The 21,701-nt window shown below is 42.2% G+C and carries 16 protein-coding genes; 6 read left to right on the top strand and 10 right to left on the bottom strand.

The genetic code is table 11. From position 1 onward, the window contains the following. Positions 1-65: 65 nt before the first annotated feature. Together AC570I_RS19945 and AC570I_RS19940 are read right to left on the bottom strand one after the other, a co-directional pair. Positions 66-1,172 (bottom strand): transglutaminase domain-containing protein, encoded by a 1,107-nt coding sequence (locus AC570I_RS19945; RefSeq protein ID WP_497406902.1) that lies wholly within the window; start codon positions 1,170-1,172, stop codon positions 66-68. A 364-nt stretch (positions 1,173-1,536) separates the two neighbouring features. Next, entirely contained in the window at positions 1,537-1,704 is a 168-nt protein-coding gene (locus AC570I_RS19940) for a hypothetical protein (RefSeq protein ID WP_497406901.1), read from the bottom strand. A 128-nt stretch (positions 1,705-1,832) separates the two neighbouring features. On the opposite strand from AC570I_RS19940, the gene AC570I_RS19935 reads away from it, so the two are divergent. Then, positions 1,833-2,048 carry a hypothetical protein gene (locus AC570I_RS19935; RefSeq protein ID WP_497406900.1) on the top strand — a complete coding sequence of 72 codons (216 nt, stop codon included), beginning with the start codon at positions 1,833-1,835 and terminating at the stop codon, positions 2,046-2,048. Positions 2,049-2,510: 462 nt separating this feature from the next. Here the strand turns inward: AC570I_RS19935 and AC570I_RS19930 are convergent, their stop codons facing one another. Continuing rightward, positions 2,511-5,690, bottom strand: a complete 3,180-nt coding sequence (locus tag AC570I_RS19930; protein ID WP_497406899.1) for a glycoside hydrolase family 2 TIM barrel-domain containing protein — start codon at positions 5,688-5,690, stop codon at positions 2,511-2,513. 322 nt (positions 5,691-6,012) lie between these two features. On the opposite strand from AC570I_RS19930, the gene AC570I_RS19925 reads away from it, so the two are divergent. Together AC570I_RS19925 and AC570I_RS19920 are read left to right on the top strand one after the other, a co-directional pair. After that, the gene (locus AC570I_RS19925; protein WP_497406898.1) at positions 6,013-10,173 is read left to right on the top strand and encodes a hybrid sensor histidine kinase/response regulator; all 4,161 of its coding nucleotides are present in this window, start codon (positions 6,013-6,015) and stop codon (positions 10,171-10,173) included. 407 nt (positions 10,174-10,580) lie between these two features. Beyond that, the gene (locus tag AC570I_RS19920; protein ID WP_497406897.1) at positions 10,581-11,654 is read left to right on the top strand and encodes a PAS domain-containing sensor histidine kinase; all 1,074 of its coding nucleotides are present in this window, start codon (positions 10,581-10,583) and stop codon (positions 11,652-11,654) included. Between the two features lie 161 nt (positions 11,655-11,815). Here the strand turns inward: AC570I_RS19920 and AC570I_RS19915 are convergent, their stop codons facing one another. From AC570I_RS19915 to AC570I_RS19905, 3 genes are all read right to left on the bottom strand, one after another. Next, on the bottom strand, positions 11,816-12,175 hold the full coding sequence (locus AC570I_RS19915) for a response regulator (protein WP_497406896.1): 360 nt from the start codon (positions 12,173-12,175) through the stop codon (positions 11,816-11,818). Continuing rightward, positions 12,168-13,721, bottom strand: a complete 1,554-nt coding sequence (locus tag AC570I_RS19910; RefSeq protein WP_497406895.1) for a sensor histidine kinase — start codon at positions 13,719-13,721, stop codon at positions 12,168-12,170. Before AC570I_RS19910 ends, AC570I_RS19915 begins: the two co-directional genes overlap by 8 nt. A 130-nt stretch (positions 13,722-13,851) precedes the next feature. Further along, entirely contained in the window at positions 13,852-15,723 is a 1,872-nt protein-coding gene (locus tag AC570I_RS19905; protein WP_497406894.1) for a glycoside hydrolase family 97 protein, read from the bottom strand. A 541-nt stretch (positions 15,724-16,264) separates the two neighbouring features. Here AC570I_RS19905 and AC570I_RS19900 point away from each other — a divergent pair. After that, positions 16,265-16,900: a DUF2306 domain-containing protein gene (locus AC570I_RS19900; RefSeq protein ID WP_497406893.1), complete on the top strand. Its 636-nt coding sequence runs from the start codon at positions 16,265-16,267 to the stop codon at positions 16,898-16,900. A gap of 475 nt (positions 16,901-17,375) precedes the next feature. On the opposite strand, the gene AC570I_RS19895 is transcribed toward AC570I_RS19900, so the two are convergent. Further along, a complete protein-coding gene (locus AC570I_RS19895; RefSeq protein ID WP_497406892.1) occupies positions 17,376-18,185 on the bottom strand; it encodes an alpha/beta hydrolase in 810 nt (269 codons plus the stop codon). 82 nt (positions 18,186-18,267) lie between these two features. On the opposite strand from AC570I_RS19895, the gene AC570I_RS19890 reads away from it, so the two are divergent. Further along, on the top strand, positions 18,268-18,621 hold the full coding sequence (locus tag AC570I_RS19890) for a winged helix-turn-helix transcriptional regulator (RefSeq protein WP_497406891.1): 354 nt from the start codon (positions 18,268-18,270) through the stop codon (positions 18,619-18,621). 205 nt (positions 18,622-18,826) lie between these two features. On the opposite strand, the gene AC570I_RS19885 is transcribed toward AC570I_RS19890, so the two are convergent. Together AC570I_RS19885 and AC570I_RS19880 are read right to left on the bottom strand one after the other, a co-directional pair. Beyond that, positions 18,827-19,045, bottom strand: coding sequence for a hypothetical protein (locus tag AC570I_RS19885; protein WP_497406890.1), 219 nt, complete (start codon positions 19,043-19,045; stop codon positions 18,827-18,829). Continuing rightward, complete coding sequence (locus AC570I_RS19880; RefSeq protein ID WP_497406889.1) at positions 19,045-19,422, bottom strand: hypothetical protein; 378 nt, start codon at positions 19,420-19,422, stop codon at positions 19,045-19,047. The genes AC570I_RS19885 and AC570I_RS19880 overlap by 1 nt, the downstream gene beginning before the upstream one ends. 417 nt (positions 19,423-19,839) lie before the next feature. Between AC570I_RS19880 and AC570I_RS19875 the strand changes: the two genes are divergently transcribed. Further along, a complete protein-coding gene (locus AC570I_RS19875; RefSeq protein WP_497406888.1) occupies positions 19,840-20,244 on the top strand; it encodes a DUF1801 domain-containing protein in 405 nt (134 codons plus the stop codon). A gap of 58 nt (positions 20,245-20,302) precedes the next feature. Here AC570I_RS19875 and AC570I_RS19870 read toward each other — a convergent pair whose 3' ends face one another. Continuing rightward, on the bottom strand, positions 20,303-21,319 hold the full coding sequence (locus AC570I_RS19870; protein WP_497406887.1) for a TlpA disulfide reductase family protein: 1,017 nt from the start codon (positions 21,317-21,319) through the stop codon (positions 20,303-20,305). Positions 21,320-21,701 lie beyond the last annotated feature (382 nt).

Below are 21,701 nucleotides of genomic sequence, written 5' to 3'. Positions count from 1 at the left end.
ACAATTGTTATAAATAATTATTACCTGATTATTTTAATTTTTTGGGTGGCTCTGTAACACATACCTTAGTTCATTTTGGGATAGAAATCATTGATATTGTTGGTATAGATACAGTAATCCACTAACGAATTCCAAAATTCTATGTTTTTCAGTTCTGGAGCGCCTTGAGGTACAAGCATGATGGAACGTTTTCCTTCAATTGTTTTCTTGGCGGAAATGCGGTTATCAAGGGCGGTATCGAGATAATAAAGGTAGTCATAAACAAATTCGGTGTAACCCCGTTTAGAAACCTGATCACGGCTGGAGATTTCTACCTGATCGTAATGTTGGCTAAGTGCCTGTTGAAATTCGACGGCATTTAAAGGTTTGCCATTAAGCATTGGCATTACATTAAACTGTCCGTCGATGAATACCCATTTCTTCAGATCTTTCAAGTATACCTCTGTGGCCACGTGGCCAGGAGAGCTTTTTCTGTGTTCAGCATCCTTGGTTTTAAGGTAGAGTACCCTTGATGGAAATCCGTATGCGGTAAGCTGATCCCGAAGCACGATGGCGTAGGCAAAACAAGGAAATCGTCCACCTGCCTTTGCCTCATTCAGGATGGAGATGCCATCGCCACCCTTTGGGCTATTCCCACCGTCGTGCTTCCACTGGTGGTGCGTCCAGTTGAGGATGGAAATAACGTTTTCAGTATCGCTCTTTTTTTCGTCGATAAGGCTTGCGATTGGATAGGAAAACCTAAGGGAATCGAAATAGGAATGATCCTTATTCTCGAAAAGCAGCTGCACATCTTTTCTTTGGACAAAATTAGCATATGATATCTTGTCCCAACGATAAGCAGAAGCGGTGATAAAAGTATGCGCGGGTGGGGCATCTCCAAGCTTCACGTAAAATGACTTAGTCTCCCCGGGCTTAATGCCAAATCTAATGCTGTCCTTATCGGTTCTAAAAGCAAACTGCTCATTTTTTCCGTAGATCATGATGCGCATGCTATCACGTTCGACCTGAGGGGATATCCGCCAGCGATTCTTGTACCAATCATTCCCGATAGATATATCCGCACGCTCGGAAGAGGCATAAAGCAACTGCTCTTTATTGAATTTTTGCTGGCTGGATGCCTGATGGGCAAAAGCTAGAAATAAAATCGAGAGGGATAAGAATGGTGTTTTCATAAGCGTAATTTAATGCCCGAAGTTAATCAAATAAACAGCCTAAACCACTTTTTTTATAAAGAAGTTACAGCGTGTTGAACATACTTTTCGCCGGAAAACTTGTGTGGATGTTTTCCCTTTTGGAAAATTTTTAGACTGGCCGGTCATGGGCAGTTACTTGTTAGGCCTGATTTCAATCCCCCAAGAAGTGTATCAGGGGATTCTATGTTCGCAAGATATCTGCCCCATCCTAAGTTACAAACATTCGGGTAAATCACCAATGCATTACTGACTTCACTATATTCATCGGCCGATCGAACCTGGCTAATTTCAAGATTTGAGCTGCTGATTCCCATGCGCTACCCATGTAACGGAGCATGGCTACCTATTTCTTTATATTTACCCTCTTTCGTTCAATTGGGTCGTGCTCTGTTATGATATCAGTGAGGGGTTGCAGGTCGCCTCCACAATAATCATGATTGTAATTCTGAAAAACCACCTTCCAGCCAGTATTGTACTTGATGATATGGCCCTGATAAAAGTTGTTTATCATTTAATGATAAATACCTGAACTTCCGTTCGGTGCAGTTAACTCAATAACTTATCTACATCAGGAAACGCCCCGAACACACACAAAATAATTTGCATACTTATTGTATAGAAATATTTCTAAATTTGAATATGGAAAGATTGACTATCAATATTCCCGAAACAAAAAGCTCACTTGTAAAACAGATTCTCAAAGAGCTTGGCGTTGTTATACAGCCAGAAAAACAAGCTAATGTATCAGATTTTAGAATAAAGTTAGCGGATGTCTCAGTTTGGTCTGATGCCGATCTTAAGGTTTTTGAAGAAAGTAAAATAGCTTTTGAAAACTTAAAGGCCCAGCAATGGTAGCGGATACTGGAATTTTTATTGAGCATCTTCGTGCCAAAGACAAACTTTCAACTACCCTTTACAAGATTTCAGAAAGCAGCGAAATTTATGTTTCTGCCGTAACTTCGCTAAGATCATTAGCAATACCTGGGTTTTAAAATATTTGGATAAACCGCCAAATTTCAGGTTTCAAAATAAAATATATTGCTGCCACCAAAGATGAAGATGTCATAGACCTGAGTCCGCTTTCCTTAAATGATGAAAGTCGAAATAGGAATGATCCTTATTCTCGAAAAGCAGCTGCACATCCTTTCTTTGGACAACATTAGCATATGATATCTTATCCTAAAAATAGGCAGAAGCGCTAATAAAAGTATTCGCGAGTGGGGCATCTCCAAGCTTCACGTAAAATGACTTAGTCTCCCCGGGCTTAATGCCAAATCTAATGCTGTCCTTATGATGTGCCACTGATGACGTCGGGAATTATTTTGTGCTCGTCAGCCTTAACTGATAGCTGAACGATGTGGGCTTGGCATACACCATGAACTGCTCAAGGGGCCTGGGGCCACAACCAAACGATCCCACACCTAGTGTCTTGTGACTAATGCAGAGCACCGTACCATTACTCTTGGGAAGGTCGATCTGGTACTCCACTTTCTCAAGCTCTTCGTCACTGTATGGAAGGGCTCCCACCTGCAGGCTTCCATCCAGTTTTTTCACGCTCAACCCTCTCCCTTTTGCCGAAGTCAGGTTTGCCCATCTTACGTCCTCATGGTTTCCACTTTCCATTGGTTTTTCATATGGCGTCATCTGCTTGTTTACCTTACTGAAATAGTGGCCGATGTCCGAGCCGCTCTTCCTATCGGCATAGTTTTCCATCGGCCCTCTGCCCAGGTAGTCAACCTCGTCAAGGTCCTGGGTCAGGAAAAAACGGACCCCGATCCGTGCAAGTATGAGTTTGGGATTGCTGAAATCCACCTTATTGGCAACATTTACTACCCCCGTCCCGTAGATGGAATAGATTACATGGTGATGGACAGTAAAATCATTGCCGCCCTTCCCCGTCAATTTCACGTTTACCTTCACCTCGCCCGGAGCGACCTTTGACCAACTTAGGCTGTCAACAGTCCATTTAATCGATCTCAATCCATTTTTTTCCCAGTCGGGATTCGCCCACATGTCATCGATCTGATGCGGGGCGCGCCACAGGTGGAGCATTGGTCCGCCGTCTTGGCGAAGCATGTTCAAGCCCTTTTTCTCGATTTTGGCAAAAGTGCCTTTATCCTTGTCGAACGCTAAACTGAAATCGCTACCGGTGATAACCAGTAGCTTCTCCGATTCGGTAAGGGAAAGGTCGCCAGTGGCCTGTTCTTCTTCCGCCCTGGTCGTTACCGGAAGCTCAAACTGCTGTGCTGCAACTACGTACCCATTACTTGCCCAGTTCTTATCTTCGCTAAGTTGGAAAGATATCCGCAGGAAGTATTCGGCACCTGGTTTTGGATCCACCTTGAATGGAACCTTCACCTCCCTTGTTTCTCCCGGCCTGATGGATCCGGTGGAAAGATTGCCTGTCGCAATGGCCTTTCCATTTTCGCTCAATTCCCACTTGCATGTCAGTGAACTGATATTGGTCACCTGGTAACGGTTTTTGATGGCTATGATCCCGTTGCTGAGGTCAACTCCCGTGATGCTGATCCATTGATAGGCATGTTTGAGCTCCGGATAATGGGGCTTAGGCGAGCGGTCGGAGAATACTACGCCTTTGTGTATATAGTAACGGTCATTTGGATAATCGCCAAACCCTCCTCCAAAGGCGGTTACCTGATGCTGGGGATTGCGCTTGTTGTAAACTCCCTGATCTTGCCATTCCCAGATCGCTCCGCCTAACAGAGCAGGATATTTATCGAAGAGCTCATTGTAAATGTCTACCGAACCCATGGAATTGAACATGGCGTGAGCATATTCGCAGAGATAAAACGGCTTGCTCAGCGTACCCTCAGTTGCCCTCTTTTCCAGGCTGTACACATCGGTGTACATCTGGCTGTCGATGTCCGCGGGATTTTTTTCCCCGATGCCAAATCCCTCATAGTGTGTAGGCCTGGTAGGATCAATGGCCCTCACCGCACTGAGCGCGGCTCTGAAATTTGTTCCACCCGTTCCATTCTCATTGCCTAGCGACCAGATCAGAACCGAGGCATGGTTCTTGAAATTTTCCGTATTGGCAACGTTGCGGTCGATGATCGCTGCCTTGATACGCGGATCTTCGTTAAACTCATTCACTGCTCCATGGCATTCCACGTTTGCCTCAGCCACCAGGTAAAGTCCGTACTCATCGCACAGTTCGTACCACCTGGGATCATCTGAGTAATGACTCGTTCGCACATGGTTGCAGTTAGCCTGCTTAATCAGCAAGATGTCCTTTATCATCTGAGCCTCTGTAACGGCATGGCCGTTATCTGGCCAGTTCTCGTGACGGTTGACTCCCTTTAGCTTAATGGGCACGCCATTGACCATGAACAGTCGTCCCTTGATCTCAATTTCACGGAAGCCAATTTTAGATGACAGGATTTCAACCGGGGCGTTGCCTTGCTTCAATGTGATGACCGTGGTATACAACCTGGGAGTTTCAGCTGTCCATTTTTGCGGATTGTTCGCGCTGAACTTCAGTTCCACGTCTATTTCCTCGCCAGGTTTTAAGGCAGGTACGATTCCATTGGCCTTTGACCCGGCGATTGCCTTCGTGCCATCATACAAAGTGGCCAAAATGGTCCTGGCACTAATGGCAGTTGTCCCGTAATTCTTTATCCTGGCAGTAACGCTAACTACCGCATTTTTGTATTGATTGTCCAGATCGGTTTTGATGAAATAGTCACGAATATGTTGCTGGGGCGCACTCCATAGGGTGACGTTTCTGAAGATGCCACTCATTCGCCACATGTCCTGGTCTTCCAGATAACTTCCCGATGTAAGCCTATATACTTCAACTGCAAGCACATTTTTACCGGGCTTAATATATTTAGTCAGGTCAAATTCCGCCGCATTCCTGCTATTTACACTATATCCTACCTTTTTGCCATTTACCCAAATGAAAAAACCGGCATCAACGCCATCGAAGGTGATAAATACGCGGCGGCCGCTCCAATTCCCGGGAACCACAAAGTCCCTTCGGTAACTACCTACCGGATTTCTTTCGCCAAAGGCGGTGAACTTTTGATTGGGTGCGGTCATAATCCTGGGAAAATCCTTCTTGAAGGGATAATTGTAGTTGGTATAAATGGGCGTCCCGTAACCTTCTACCTCCATATTGGAAGGCACCTTTATGGTTTTCCACCTGGAAACATCATAGCCTGGCTTATAAAAGTCAACCTGTCGCTTTTGAGGCCAGCTTGCCCAGCTGAACTTCCACATGCCATTCATGCTACGTCTAAAGGTAGAAGCATGCCTTTTGGCAACCAGTGCCTCGGCAAGGGAACCATAGGGCATAGAGGTAGCGTGGGCCCTTTCCTTATTGATGCCTATATTTTGCGGATCCTCAATTTCCCCTGGAACAGCAGCCGTATCTGCGCTGGATAAAAAACTATTGGATTGCGAGCGAACACTGTTTGCCTTTAGGCAACAGGAGGCAAAAATAAGCACAACGATAAATTTCTGGATAATCTTCACTGATGGATGCTGGTTTATAAATAAGGTACTACTAAAAGGTTTATTAAAACATGAACAGCCAGGAATGTCCGAACTTGAGTACATTGTTTTCATCATCACAAATAACCCTGTATAATCGGATATGGCGTTTACCAAATCATACATGTTTTTTGACCCGATGTACATAAAATCCAGGCAATGGACACATATCCCGTTAAATAAGCCGACATTTACCTTTACAGGCTTGTAACTTTATAACAGACTATTTATTTTGGTATCGGGAAACTAATATTCCATTACACGGGAAATTGGGGAAACCTTACACCACCAACCAGATGCTCGTTTGACACTCAGAAAACTCCTTTTTTTAATCACACTGAAAATTTTTTCAGTTTATACCTGCCATGAGGCACACGGGCAGTCTTATCCATTTAAGTTCAACTATCTGACCGTTGACAATGGCCTGTCGCATACCGATGCAAACGACCTGGCCCAGGACGGCAAAGGCTACATCTGGATAGCAACCTATTTCGGACTGAACAGGTACGACGGCTATGCCATTAAAAAGTACTACAATAGCAACCTCCCGCTAAAAAATGCGTTCAAGAACCGGATCAGTTGCCTTTACCCGGATCGCCAGGGCGTAATCTGGCTGGGCACAGAGGATGGCCTGCAGCGGTTCGATCCCAGGCTCGAGAGATATACCGACCTGACTGCAGGAAACTCCAGTAGTCCACTTCGTTTCACTAAGATCATCAAGCCCCAGGGCAATTACATCTATGGAATCCTGGGATCATACTTCAAGGTATACCAGATCATGGGAAAGCAATTGGAAGAAAAAAAGTTTGACCTCCCCGCCGGCACCACGTGCACAGACATGGCCCTTTCGGCCGATGGATCGTTGTATCTGGCAACTGACCGGGGACTATGGATGTTGACACCGAAACTGAAGCTCAGAAAAGTGCATATCCTGGGACTTAGGGACGACGAGCCGCTCCGCCTGGTTTTTCTGGATAGACACCAAAACTTATTTCTCGCCAACGGCACCAGGTTAATGTTGGCCACCGGTAAAACCGGCCAAATCATGGCCCTGGCAAAGGACCATAACATTACTGGTGCAGGTGAGCTGAGGGAGATCGTACAGTCGGTTAAGGGCGAGTACTGGGCAAATGATGGCAGGAACCTCTTTAGGCTCGATTACGAACTAAAGGCAGTAGACACTATAAATGCAAAGAGCCATCAGCACAGCCTAAAGGCCAACAGACTTTCCAGGATATTGATCGACCGTTCTGGATGCTTATGGGTGGCAACTTTTGGAGGTGGAGTACAGTATTGTGACCTGAACCAGAAGTTATTCTATACCCTTCAGCACGACCCCGAACTTAAAAATTCATTATCTGGCAACCAGGTACGTTCGATCCTGTCGGATGGTGACCAGCTTTGGATAGGCACCACCGCGGGCGGGCTTAACCGGTATGACATGAATGCTAAAAAATTTACCGTTTACACTTCCAAAGACGGCCCGGCAAGGTTGAAGAACGAAACGGTTACCGCCATGACTCTTGATAATGACCGCAACCTATGGATCGGAAGCGAATCGGGCATTGACATCCTCAGGCCCGGAAGGAAAGCGCTATACATACCTCCAGGTTCTGATAAATTCCCCCGTTATGTCATCGAAACATTGGTCAAGGACTACTACGGCAACATCTGGTTCGGGAACCATACTGATAGCTTCGGCGTGATCTTTCGGAAAGCAGACGGCAGCTATGGTGTAAAGTACTACGGGGAAGGCTACTTTATATTTCCAGATAGCGACAGGCCCCAAATATTTGTTTCAAGCACCAGCGGGCTTAAAAGATTCAGTATCGATGGACAGGGCAACATTACCAAAAGCTTCGGGTACAGGGGCGGCAGTGATCCGGGCTCACTGAGCTCTGACTATACCTATCCTATTGGCAAGCAGAACGACAGCACCTACTGGATAGGGACTATAGGTGGCGGACTGAACAAGTTGACGCTTGACCACCGCACTAATGGCTACGTCATCAAGCATTACGGCGCAAGCTATGGGGTGTTCAACGACGTAGAGAGCCTGGAAATTGACGAGCGGGGAAATATATGGATGGGTGGCAACGGACTGGCCTATTTTAACACGAAAACGGAAAAACTCATCCGCTACGATAAGAATGACGGATTGCAGGGAAATAGCTTTAAAGTCGGTGCGTCTTACAAGGATAGCAACGGCCGCTTATACTTTGGCGGCATAAACGGCCTGAATTATTTCAGTGCGAAGGACATCCGGCCCAATGAGATTTCAGCCAGGCCCATGCTGACCGATATAGTGATCAATAACCAGAAACCCCTCTATGGCCCCGGGGGTTCTTCCGCACAGGCAGTGAGCAATGCGCTTGGCTATTCCCGGTCACTGGAAATCACCTACCTCCAGAATAATTTTGTGATCTATTTCTCTTCGATGCACTATGCCAACCCGGCTAAATGCAAATACCGCTACAAGCTAGAGGGATTCGACAAAGACTGGCAATTTACCGATGGCAGTAATCCAAGTGCATCTTACAGCAACCTTGGTTTCAAAAGCTACCGTTTCCTTGTACAGGCTACAAATAACGATGGCATCTGGAGCAGCCATACGGCTGAGACAGAGATCATCATCACTCCCCCCTGGTACAAGTCCGACCTGGCAAAAACCCTGTATTTCATTATCGTGATCAGTGGACTGGCAGGCATCTACTTTCTTCAGGCCCGATGGTACCGCCTGAAGGGAGAAATCGCCGTGAGGGAAGTCAACGCGCGAAGAAGAGAGGAAATGCACAAGCAAAGGGAAGAACTTTCCCAGCAGCAGCTAATGTTTTTTACCAACATTTCCCATGAGTTCCGCACGCCGCTGACATTGATACTCGGCCCACTGGAAAAACTGATCAAGAAAAATGAAAGCCCGGCATTCGACAGCGCCTATCAGCTGATGTACAGAAATGCCAAACGACTTTTGAACCTTGTCAGCGAACTCATGAACTTCAAGAAAGTCACCGACCAGCTCATTCTACTTCAGGTGCAGCCGGTTTTGGTAGGGGATTTTTTTGCTAATCTTGCAAGTGAATTCGAAGGGTTGGCAAAGGGCAAGAATATTGCGTTTCATACTGAAAGCCATGCCCTTGCTTCGCATTCCTCGTCCTTGACTGGTTATTTCGACATCCAGATACTAGAGAAGATTTTGTTTAACCTATTGAACAATTCATTTAAGTACACCAATGATGGAGGCAGCGTTAGATTTGAGGTATTTACAGACATGGAAAACTTTCGGCCTTTGTTCTCTACTGAATTCAAATTACTGAATGAGCAGTACAGGGCACGGACGTACCTTTATTTTGGCATCACCGATACCGGGGTTGGCATTTCCAGCGATACCATTACACGGATATTCGACCGCTACTACCGCATCAGCAAAGACCACCTGGGATCTGGGATAGGCCTCGCGCTGGTCAAGAGCCTAACCCAGTTGCATAAGGGGGACATATACGTCTACAGCGAAAGGAACATGGGTACCCAGATCATCATAGGGATACCCATGGGTCGGGAAGATTACATAAAGGATGAAAGACTGCCGGCCCAACAGGCCATCGATGCCAAACTGGAACCAGTCGATAATAGCATTTTAATGCCACCGCACAATGACCTCCGGGAAGTGGCACCTCAGCATCCAAAAACTACGAAAAGCATACTTATAGTTGAGGACAACGTTGAGTTGCGTGATTTCTTGAGCGCGCAACTGTCAGAAAAATACCGGATTTATGAAGCCGGCGACGGAAACTCGGGAATGGAGATTGCCACTGCCCATGCACCCGACCTAATCATCAGTGATGTCATGATGCCAGGAATGGATGGTGTGGAATTCTGCAAACTAATCAAGGAAACTTTTGAGACCAGCCATATCCCCTTTATCATCCTGTCGGCCAAAGATGCACTGGATTCCAAGATCAAGGGCATGGAATCAGGTGCTGATTTCTATTTCGCCAAGCCCTTGAGTACCGAGCTGCTTTTGCTGACTATACACAATATTTTCCTTCAGGGACAGAGGTTAAAGGAGAGATATGCAGAGAATTACCTGGTCGAAGCCACCGAACTGGTCCATTCAGAAAAAGACAAGGCCTTTCTGCAGAAACTCCTGGAAGTCATCGAAAAGCATATCGAACTCCCCGACCTGGATGTGGAGTTCCTGTGTAACCACCTGTTTATCAGCAGAACCAAACTGTACCAAAAGATCAAGAATGTATCAAACCAGTCGGTGGGGGAATTCATAAGGACTGTCCGGCTGAAAAAGGCCATCTACATTATGACCCATGAGGACGTTTCCATGTCAGAGGTCGCAGACCGCGTGGGTCTGCAGAGCACCTCCAACTTCTCCAGAGCGTTCAAGAAGGAGTATGGAAAGCCACCGTTCCAGTTTATCCAGTCGATAAGGGAGCACTCGCGCAAATCACGCTGATTTGCTAATGCTGCTGGTGGAAGTATCGATTAGGGCAATAACTAAAATGAACTGGTTTTTTGATACGAATCAGCTATCGTGTAAATGCGCTGGCTTTTGCTTCTGAAATAGCGCTGGAAGAGCTGCTCTTCTTCCCCTTTGACTATTCCTAAACCCTGATTACCATAAGACAACCGGGTATTAAGTTGAGTGAATATTTGAGCTCAGCTGATAGCGTATCTTCCATTGGTAACCGGATTTTATTGTATGTGTAAAGTTTCTGATATATTATTTGACCTTATCGACCTGACAGTGATTTAACCACTTATTTAACTGAATGTTTCAACTGATTTGAGATTTCAAGGATCGCTTATATTTGAAAGTTATGAATCAATCCTTAACTTTGCTAAAATAAATAGCTAAAACATTTGCCAAAAGATTTTTTTAATTCTGCCAGGATTTCTGAGGAAGATCTGGCTATAGCCCTTGCCCAGGTTAAACTTGGCTTTTGGGAGCTCGATCTGGAAACTAATATTATTGAATGTACATATCAAAACCGAATCAACTTAGGTTTGTCTGCTGATGAAGTCATTACGGAGCAAACGATTGTCAACGCGATGTTACCTGAAGATCGCCGGAGAAGAGAGAAAGCATTGAAGGAGGCTATGAACCCGGAGACACCTACCTATGATTTCGAAGCACGGTTTAGACACACCGGCAATAAAATTCATTGGTTGCGGGTAAGAGGAACGGTTATTTTCGAGAGATTAAACCCAGTTCGCATAATCGGCAGTACGATTGACATCTCTGAAAAGAAAGGAGTGGAAGTTTTGCGGGATGAACTTTTAAATATCACCACCCACGAGCTTAAGTCACCCTTGTCGGTTGTCAAAGGATATTTACAGCTACTGCAGAAATTTATAACCAAAATCGGTGACTCAAAACATCTGCTTATTGCGGAAAGGGCAATTACTGCAAGTGGTAAGGTGGAGAGACTGATGGAGGAAATGACGGCTGAACGACTGCACCAGCAGTCAGGCATGGTGCTTAATAAAGAGACCATCAATTTCGAAGAACTGACACTGGAGGTCATTGCCAATGCAAATCTTACCAATGAGGATTTTCAAATCAGCCTGGATATCAAAACAGATAGTTTACATGTTATAGCTGACAGATACCGAATTGCACAGGTAATGACAAACCTGATCAATAACGCGATTAAGTATTCACCAGGCGAATCTAAAATTCATATTCAAATCTCCGGTAACGATACAAATATTAAATTCTCGGTGATAGATAATGGCATTGGCATATCCGAAAATGAACATACAAGAGTTTTCGAAAAGTTTTACAGAGTGGAAAATACGAGCAAGATTGCATCCGGCAGCGGAATAGGTTTATTTCTATGTTCAGAGATTGTTGCCCATCATGGTGGTGAGATTCGGATAGAGGCTAATAATGCTGGTAAAGGAACAATGGCCAGCTTTACTTTGCCGCTTTAGTTATAACAGAAATGTTGGTGTTCTAATTTCACTAACATTTCTGTTTGGAGCTTGTGCTTTCGCCCATACTCATACTGAGCCAGCCTCACAATAGTTAGAATTAAGATACATACCTGGTTGAATGAAACCTTCCATACTATTACTTTCGGGTTAATACTGATTTAATTCATAAATTCATTGACTATTTGAAGGAGTTTATTGATATCGAAAGGTTTTGGGATGTACGCGTTTGCCCCCACCCTTGAGGCAACTTCCTTACCATCCTGGGCGGCTGACATCATCACTACTGGTATTGATGACAGCATTTCATCTTCCCGCATAAGCCTTATTACCTGATCCCCTGAAATCACTGGCATCCACAAATCTACTAATACCAAATGGGGCTGGGTGTGATAAATTAGCTCCAATACTTTTTTACTGTTTGTTTCTGTGATGATTTCAAAGCCGCTATCATCCAGAACGATTTCCAGCATTTCAATGATATCAATATCATCATCGCAAATAAGGAGTTTCTTACTCATGACTAGCTCCCTCTCCGTTTTTTGGTAAAGTGAAACTAAAGGTTGAGCCTTTGCCCGGCTCACTATCTACCCACAATGTTCCGCCATGCTGCTTAATGATCTGGGCACAAATGTACAGGCCTATACCCATGCCGGGAAAATGCTTCTGAACGTTTGAAACCCTGAAAAATCGTTCAAATATCATTTTCTGATCCTCCTGACTAATCCCAAACCCGTAGTCGGTTATGGAAACTTTGACATAATTAGCTACCCCGGAAAGAATAACCTTGATTTCTTTAGCCTCCGGAGAATATTTAATGGCATTGGTCAACAAATTCTGTATTACCTGAACAATTTGGGATTCATCACCACGGATGCTATCATTAATATGCCCTTCAAACTTAAATGCGTGCTCGGGGTGCGCTTCCTGCACCTCCTCAAGCATTTCCTTAATTAATACGTTCATGTCGATTGCATCTGCATCCAATACCAACTTACCGGATTGTATTCTCGACATTTCCAGTAAACTGGTGATAATGTTCTGCAAGCGGTCGATTTGTTTTCCCGATTTTGTTACCATTATTGGTATTTTAGGATTGATGTTATCTGGCAATAACCGTAAAATGGTTTGGTTGTATCCTTTTATCGTGGTTAACGGAGTCTTCAGTTCATGACTGGACACCGAAAGAAAATCGTCTTTCCTGTTTTCTGAGGCGCGAATTTCGGTAATATCTTCTATTGCAATCAGGATTCTGTCCTTAAACGATCCCTCAAGCTCAATTCTATGTGCATTCAACAGCATCAGCTTTCTTCCGATGTGTGGAAATTCATGATCAACTTCGAAATCGAGCACCGGATTATTACTGGGAAGTATCTGTTCCAGAAGTATACGGAGCTGTTTAATATTCCACTGTCCATTTCCGAGTTCGTATAATGATCGTCCGATGGTATCTCTCTTTTCTACCTTGAAAGTTTTATAGAAAAAATCATTTGCCGATATTACTTTATACTCAGGATCTAATACCACAAGCCCCTGACGAATGGTTTGAATGATGCTATCCAGGTATTCCCTGTTCTCATTTAATTCGCGGGTTCTTTTTTCGATTCTCAGTTCTACCTGCTCTCGTTCGTGTACCAAATTCTCTTCGGCATTTTTTCTTCTGGTTATATCATTCTGAACACCAATAAAATGAGTAACCTGCCCATCACTACCCTTAATAGGCGAGATGTAAAGTTCATTCCAGAACAGTTCCCCACCTTTTCGGTAGTTTCGCAGTTCTACAGTAATAGATTCACCGGTTTTAATTGCGTTCCTGATATCTTCCCTTGCCTGCTGAGCTCGTTCGCTTCCTTGAAGGAAGCGACAATTTCTGCCAATCACTTCTTCTCTTAAGTATCCTGAAAGTTTTTCAAAAGCCTTGTTACAATAAATGATAGGGTTATCAAACTGGGTATTGTCAGTGATGATAATTCCGGAAATTGATGAGTCCAGTGCGGACTTTAACAGATTAATATTTGCAGGATCATTTCCAGATATCGGAAGATCAGATGTATGTTCTAAACTCAAAACTTAACGATTGTTTTCTAGATTATCTTTTGCATTAACACTCTTAAAATCGAATTGTTTGTGATCTTGCTATCAAATGTAACCGAATTGATTTGGCCTGCTTAAGTATTTAAAATTGTAATACAATCTGCTATTTCATCAAAAGTATACATGCACCCCCACCATGTGCTAGCCTAACGTATAGCATATCATTTCGCCCAACCTGTTTTTCCATTACTGTGTAGCTTTCAACAGGTTTTCTATAGTCCGAATCATCCCCATCCTGGATAATGATTGCCTTATATTTACCTTTTTTCAAAAAATCCAGTGGAATTTCCAAATCCCGGGCTTTTTCATTTGTGGCGGCACCAATCAGCCAATTTCCATCATTCGCTTGTCTGGCCATCACGATGAATTCGCCTATCTCGCCGCTAAGTGTTTTGCTCTCCAGCCATGGCATTTTTTCAGAAGATATATAGCGGAGCAGTTCCGGGTGCTTTTGATAATTTTCAGGTATGTCAGGTATTACGGTTGCACCAGAGAAGGTAATCAGCGTTCTGGCTGCCTCACCAGCAAGCGTGGTATTGGTTGGATAAGCAGCTCCATGCGTTCTTCCGGTTTGCAAAAGATCGGCGAGCCCATTGTTCATATCAAGTGGTCCTGCAAGCATATTTACAAAAACTGAAGTAACAAAAGTGCCAGGTTGCAAAGGGGTACCTGCGTCAAGTTGAGCCTGACAATATTCACGTGTCAGCGCATTGGGGAAAGTGCGCATCTGGCCATATGGATGAACAGGGCCATCATGAAAATTACACATAAGCCGGTTCTTTGCACACAATTCGGTAATCATTCTTGTACGTTCATTTTTTTCCTCCGCACTACCAGACATAAAGCCATATTTTATACCTGCAGCGCCCCAGTCACCATACTGTTTGAGGGTTTGCGCTATCGGGAACCTGCGTCCGCCGACATCATTCAGATAAAGCCAGATCCCAACTCCCTTAGTTTTTCCATATTTTATAATTTCATGAACCTCAGCCACTTTCCCGCCCTTAAGCGGATCTGACTGCTGGCCAAATTCAGGTCCATACCAGTCTGCATCCAGACTTAAATATCTGATATTGTTTTTTGCGGCGAAGTCAACCATTTTCTTCCATGAAACAAGCGACATATCATATTTAAACCCGTCGACCTGCGCTCCGGCAATCCTCCAGTCCCATACCGAGACACCGGGCTTTACCCAGTTAAAATCCATAGATTTTGCTGGCGGTGGATTGAGTAATTCCAGTATATGGGAATCCACCAGCGCTCCCGGCTTAGCTCCGTACATTATAACCTTCCACGAATCACTGGGTTTAGAGGCTATGTCAAACAATGTCTCATGCTTTCGCGACTGCAATACCAGTGGTTCACCCCATGATAAATTGGCTTCATGAATCGCCACATAATTATCATTGTCAACTTTAATTGTCATCACAGGAAAGCGCTTACCATCGCAATCCATTAATTTCTCGGGCCCAATGTTCGCACGCTCACCGTTATAATACCACGCCGTATAATTACCAGTGAATTTAAATTCAGTCAGATCCTTTACTGGTTTTCCTAGAGGAATTTCATACCTGAATGCGATTCCATCATTGTATGCCCTAATGATGATGACATAGGTAGACAGGTCTATTTTGATTTCATTATATATATCGGTAACCCTTGACCTTTTTCCCCACACGGGTTTCCAGACACTATTGTTCGAACGACGTGAGGAGCCATTGAGTACGGCCCTTTGCGATCCATTTAATCCAAGCCTGGAATCTGAAATAATTAATTTAGCATTGGCAGAAAAGGAATAGATAAGTTCGCCGGTTTGATTACTGTTTAATTCAAAACGTAATCTATCGTCTGGCGAGACGAGCACAAAAGGAAATAGGGTAGTGACTTTATGTCCGGGCACTATCCACGCTCTGCCTGAGACATAAAGTGATACAGAGGTAAATAAAATAAACAAGATTAATGTCCTGCGATTCATGAAGCTAGTTTTTAATTTTTTGATGAAGAGAAATGTTTGAGCCGATCGTTCCTTTGAGCATTGAATTTGAGTGACATCTTGCAATAATTGTATATGATAAATATTGTAATTCAGTAATTTATAGCCACAAGCCAACCCACTTAACCCGGCTTTTAAAGCTTTCGTTTTATCCCAGGTAACCGGCACGTCTGCGATAAAGCAGGGACATTCCTCCTCTTTGTATTTACATATGCAAGTTAATTAATAAAACAATTTATACAATTTTCCCCTATCCGGGCTATATTTTATATAAGGCCTGTGCTCGTGAGTGTATGTACGGACATGCTATAGTCCCGGAGAAGCCTACTATACAAATATTACTCATAAATTTGCAAACATCCTTATTCCCAAAAAGTTATTTTTGTTCTTTTTCTGCGACAACTGTTCCTATCTGCACTGGAATTATAATTTACTTTGCACCTGTATATTTTTGGGATACTTACATTAACTTAGCGGCGGATAATTTATTTCCCGATGTGATCATTTTAGTTCAATACTCCAAATGAAAAGACTTTCTTTAACATTGCTATCGATAGTGTCAGTTATTATCGGTTTATATCCACTAATTTATTTCTTTTTAGATCGAAAATTCGGCCTGTTACAATCGAAGTCTGACGCACTACTTTCAAATATAGGCTGGAACACAGCCTTTTATATCCATATTATATTGGGGGGATTGTCATTATTGATCGGATGGGCGCAATTTTATGACGAGATAAGAATCAAATATCCGAAGCGCCATAGAATAATTGGTAAGATTTACACCACGGCATGCTTGATATCGGCTTTGTCAGGCTTTTACATTGCACTTTCTGCTACCGGAGGTACCGCATCGTCTTTAGGGTTCATATCATTATCAGTCATTTGGTTTTCAAGCACTTTAATTGGTTTTCTATCGATAATTCGAGGTAATGTTCTGAACCATAGGGTAATGATGGTTTACAGTTATGCAGCTTGTTGTTCGGCAATTACATTAAGAATATATCTTCCTTTGCTAGTGATTTTTTATGGCTCCTTTGAACGTGCTTATGTTACAGTTGCATGGCTATGTTGGGTTCCAAATATCATAGTAGCTTACCTAATAAATAGATCAATAATAAGAAACACCGGTAACAACCTCACGCTGTACCAGGATTAAATATATTTTTTATTCTCCTTGTTTTTAATAGCTACCAGTTCTTTAATAATCTTCCAAAGGAGGTGTTTAGGAACGATTTTAAGAAATTCTATGCTAAATATAATGTACAGGGCTCTTTTTGTGATTTATGACCACACTAAAGATGAAATTAATAAGAGTTGACCTGCGTGAACTCGATAAAGACTTGCACAGGCGGAAGAAAGCTTTGGTGCGATATTGTGAATAAGACTAGCATATCCTAATATATAAATGTTTGATAAGATTGTCAATCCTTTTGATTTGGAATGATATTATGCTCCTGTATAATCATCGTACATAACTAGGCTCAGATCAATAAGTTCCACATACATGCCCCTTTTTCTTGCAATCTTTCAGACAATAACCATATTCAAAACAAAATCAAATGATATGACCAATGAAAGCAAGTGTTAGATAGCCCTAATTGTGTAAAATTTGTGCGGCACTCTGAAGTGAACTAATCAGAAATTAACTTTTGCAGCATATTACATAATAATAGGGGCATTGTAATCATGGCATCATGGCCGGTTTCGAGCTCCAGATACTTCCAGTCCTTGCTTGCCTTTGTCCGATCTGCAAAAGGCTGGATTGCGCGCAGTTCAGGCTTTGTACATGCGATATATACTAATGGCTTATGATTACCGAAAGCGTTTTTCAACACTAATGGCTGAGAAAATGTTTTGAAGGGTTGATTGGTGAGACGGTCATTGACCCACTTAACATCTTTTGGATTGGTAACACCAAAAAAATCGCTTGTAAAGTAGGGAATACTCAATCCCCTATCATTATCCTTTGCGGCCTTGATAAAATATTGCTTAATGTCTTCAGGACTCACATCCAATGCACTCTGTCCATTTTCCATCAGCATAGCATCAAGAAAGACAAGCTTAGATAAACGTCCGGGTATCTTATCTGCCACACCTGCGATAACCGCTCCGCCGTAGCTGTGGCCTACCAGGATTACTTCATAAAGGTCCTCAGCAATGATAAAGTTTACTATATCAGCAATGTGCGTATTGAGATCTATTTGATCATTTAGCGTGTGCTTACGTTCTGCCAGGCCGCTTAAGGTCGGCGTATAGACTATGTCTCCTTTTGCACGTAATTCTTTGCTTACGTTCTGCCAACACCAACCTCCATGGAATGCACCATGGACCAAGACAAAAACAGGCTGTTTTTGTAGAGACTGCGCCTTAATATTGAAAGCTGATATAACTAAGATCAGGATGAAGTAAAATGACTTCTTGTGAATGATATGTGTTTTCATATTTTTAATTTTGTACAAAAATCGCTACAGTCACCAGGTTATACAATAACTCACCCAAAAGTGAGCCTTTATCTAATTTCATATGTCAAGTAAGCTTAAACCCGGAACATCTAACGCCTGTAATATCACTGCCCTTAGCCTGGCCTGTGAAGTGAACGACGTATTAAGAGATATAAGCCCGAGATGGAAGATGCAGATCCTTCACAAAATTGCTGCAGGCACCAATCAATTCAGTTCTTTAAAAATAGCCTTCCCCTCGTTGTCTGACCAGATCCTTGGAAAGCGGCTTGCTGAACTGGTGAGCGAGACACTCATCGATAAGCACATTATTAAGGAAACGGCTCCAAAACGCATCCATTATTTCGTAAATGATAAAGGTCTCGACCTATTAAAGATCATCGACGACTTGCATAAGTGGGGAATTAAATGGCAGTAAACTTGTAGATAGCTTTTCCGGGACTTCACCCTATTACTCAATGCAGGTGGATTTGAATCTAAATAATCCTTAATCCCGTCTAGTGTAATTTTAGTCAAAATCAATAAAGTTTTTCAATTCGAAGAAATTCAGGCGGCTTATCAATATGCAGAAAAAGGCGGTTTTGCAGGGAAAGTGCAGTAGAAATGAAAGGGGCTGATCAATTTCATTGAGATAAGTGATGGCATAGTCGTGCAAAAATTAAATCGTGAATATCGCTACCTTCTGTTTTGGAGTATTTGCCATCTTTACGTAGGATGTAGCCTTTAAACCGTTGCTGTATGTGGATTCTGAAAAGATTTTGATCACCTTTTACAGGCTCAATACTAATGATATCAGATCCTATTTTGATTTCCGTTTTTACGGTTGCTGCTTTTACGTTCATTATTTGAATTTATCTTTTGATTTTGCCTGGTAATATGCGATAACGCGTTGTGAAAAAGCCTCTCCCCTTTCACGAAGTTCTTTTGTTTCAATTTCGAATCTGGCTAACTTATCGGCTAATGCTTTGTGATAAGCTTTTATACCCTTGTTTGGATCAATGATTGAAATGTTTTCAAGTAAGGTTCGGATGTTGAAGTTGGTATCCCTGTAATTGGAATACTTTTCATAAAACTCTTCCGGGGTGTACCAGGTATTATTCAGTTTATTGTAGAGCCAGCAGTTGGCCCTTCTTGCTTCACCCACTATCGACATACTGGTAAACACGCCTGCTTGTTTATCAAAATCGCTTTGCTGATTTGTACCGTTCACAACTTTCATAACACAAAGTTTGCTAACTTTTTTAGTAAAAACAAAATAGTTTATGAACATTTTACATTGCTTATCGATGATCATAAACAAAAGGAAAATACAGCGTTGGTATCTGGTCGATTAGAAACAATTTGATTCACTTAAATCTGAAATTGCCTATCTCGGTTCTCCAAAAAAATTGGTGTATCAAATAGAAAAGGCTAAATAAGAATTAGGCAGTGCGGGAACTAAAATTTGCATCAACTCGTTAAATATCTTACGTTTATAAATTCGGCGATGCAGGGTCAAATACATTTGGTTGTTCCAGTCAAGAGAGCAATCAGGGAATAAAGGTAAATAGCACAAAATTTTAGGCAGAAAGATCTTGCCCATGCACAATGGAGTTATTTATATGGATTGAACCGACAAAAAACTTAAAAAAATAAAATGACAGAGGAAAGCAATATGAATGGTGAAGTAACAGACTTCCTGGATGTGCAAAACCATCCGTTTAGAAATGAAATTGAACAATTGAGGATCTGTATTTTATCATCAAACACAGCCTTGACAGAAAATATAAAATGGAATGGACCAAATTATTCCTTTAATAATGAAGACAGAATTACAATGAAAATTCAACCTCCAATAAAACAAGCCTCCCTTATTTTTCACAGAGGAGTTAAAAAGCAGATACAGCCCAAAGAAAAATTAATATCAAATAAAAGCAAAATGTTGGTTTGGAAAGAAAATGACCGGGCAGTTGTAACTTTCAAAAGTTTACTTGACATTGAAAACGGAAAAGTAGAATTAGCAGACATCGTGGCTGAATGGCTACAGGCAACAAAAAAATAATTATCCAACAGGTTGTTGAACAATTGAAGATTGATAAAATTCAAAGAATTGCTTTGCATTATGGCAATAGCTTTTCTAGTAATTTCCCGAGCTCGCCACCTCTCAGGTTTTTAGCAATAATTTTTCCATTAGTATCTATTAGGTAATTGGCCGGGATGGCGTTTATACCAAGTTTTTTGGCTATGTTATCTGTTCCACCAGCATTAAATAGGTTTTCCCAAACATCGGCCTTATCTTTTTCGATCGCGGCCAGCCATTTGGCCTTGTCTTTTTCCTTGTCAATTGAAACAGCCACTATATTGAAACCTTTTTTATGAAATTTTTTGTATGCAGATATAAGATTTGGAGTTTCAGCCCTGCAGGGAGTACACCAACTGGCCCAGAAATCGATTAATGTGTATTTGTTAAATAAATCCGTACTATTTAGCAAAGTCCCTTTTGTATTAGGTAGAGAAAAAACCGGCATAAGCTCGCCAACCTCTATTCCATCTTTCGACATATTCTCTTGTACACTTAACAGGCTATCGACATATTGACCTTTTTTACTCCTCTTCACCTCATTAGAAAATCCGCTGAACACATCTCTTAATTCCGCTACAGGCCGGAAGGGAACCATGGCATAAATAATAAATTTTTGAAGTGATACCTTCGAATCAATATTTTCCCTGATAAGGTTTAATGTGCTGTCCTTTTCCGCTAAGAAAATGTTACGCCTGACTTTCTTTCTTTCCTTTTCCCTTAACTGAGGATCTGAATACTGAGCATCTGCAATCTTAATCAAACTGTCCTCTTTCAGGGAAAATTTCCATTCATTTTCCTGAAATACATTTTGTGCCTTATTTAGCAATCCTCCTTGCACAGAAAAGTGCTTATTATCACTATCAAAACCAACATCAACGGTGTGCTCCAACAGAAAATCGCGTCTATTTCTTGCCTTATTTTTTAATAAATCCTTTTCTGGTATATTTTCGTCACTTATTATGACGACGGCAGCTTGATAGCTGTCATCGTCCGTGATGGGCTTGTAATGACCTCTAAAGACTGCCTTGTTATTGATCAGATCTTGTTTTTGCATAGACCCATCAGTCCAGGTATAGAAATATGCATATTTATATTTAGTTCTTCCTTTTACTTCTACATTAACCTGGTATTCCTGTTGAGCAAAGCTGAGGGTTACAGTGAAAAAGAGCAGTAATGTTGGTAGGTATTTCATCTTTCAGAATTTAGCTATTGATTGAATCTGTAAACATTTGCATTTTGATAAATCACGATGACCTATTACTATTTCGGGCCGTTGTTGGTAATAATACTGAAAAGACCGAAAAAAAGCATTACAAATAAATTCAAATTTTAACTGGTTTTTTGACTTAAACAAAAGGTGTTTTGGCTAACTCCGTCTTTCAATCATTTCTAACCTTTGTTTCACAAAGAAAATGAAATGTAGCAAAATGGAAAAA

This window comes from Pedobacter sp. A2324, assembly GCF_059693705.1.
Note: the sequence above shows the minus strand (reverse complement) of the source record. Positions and strands in the feature narration are given on the sequence as shown.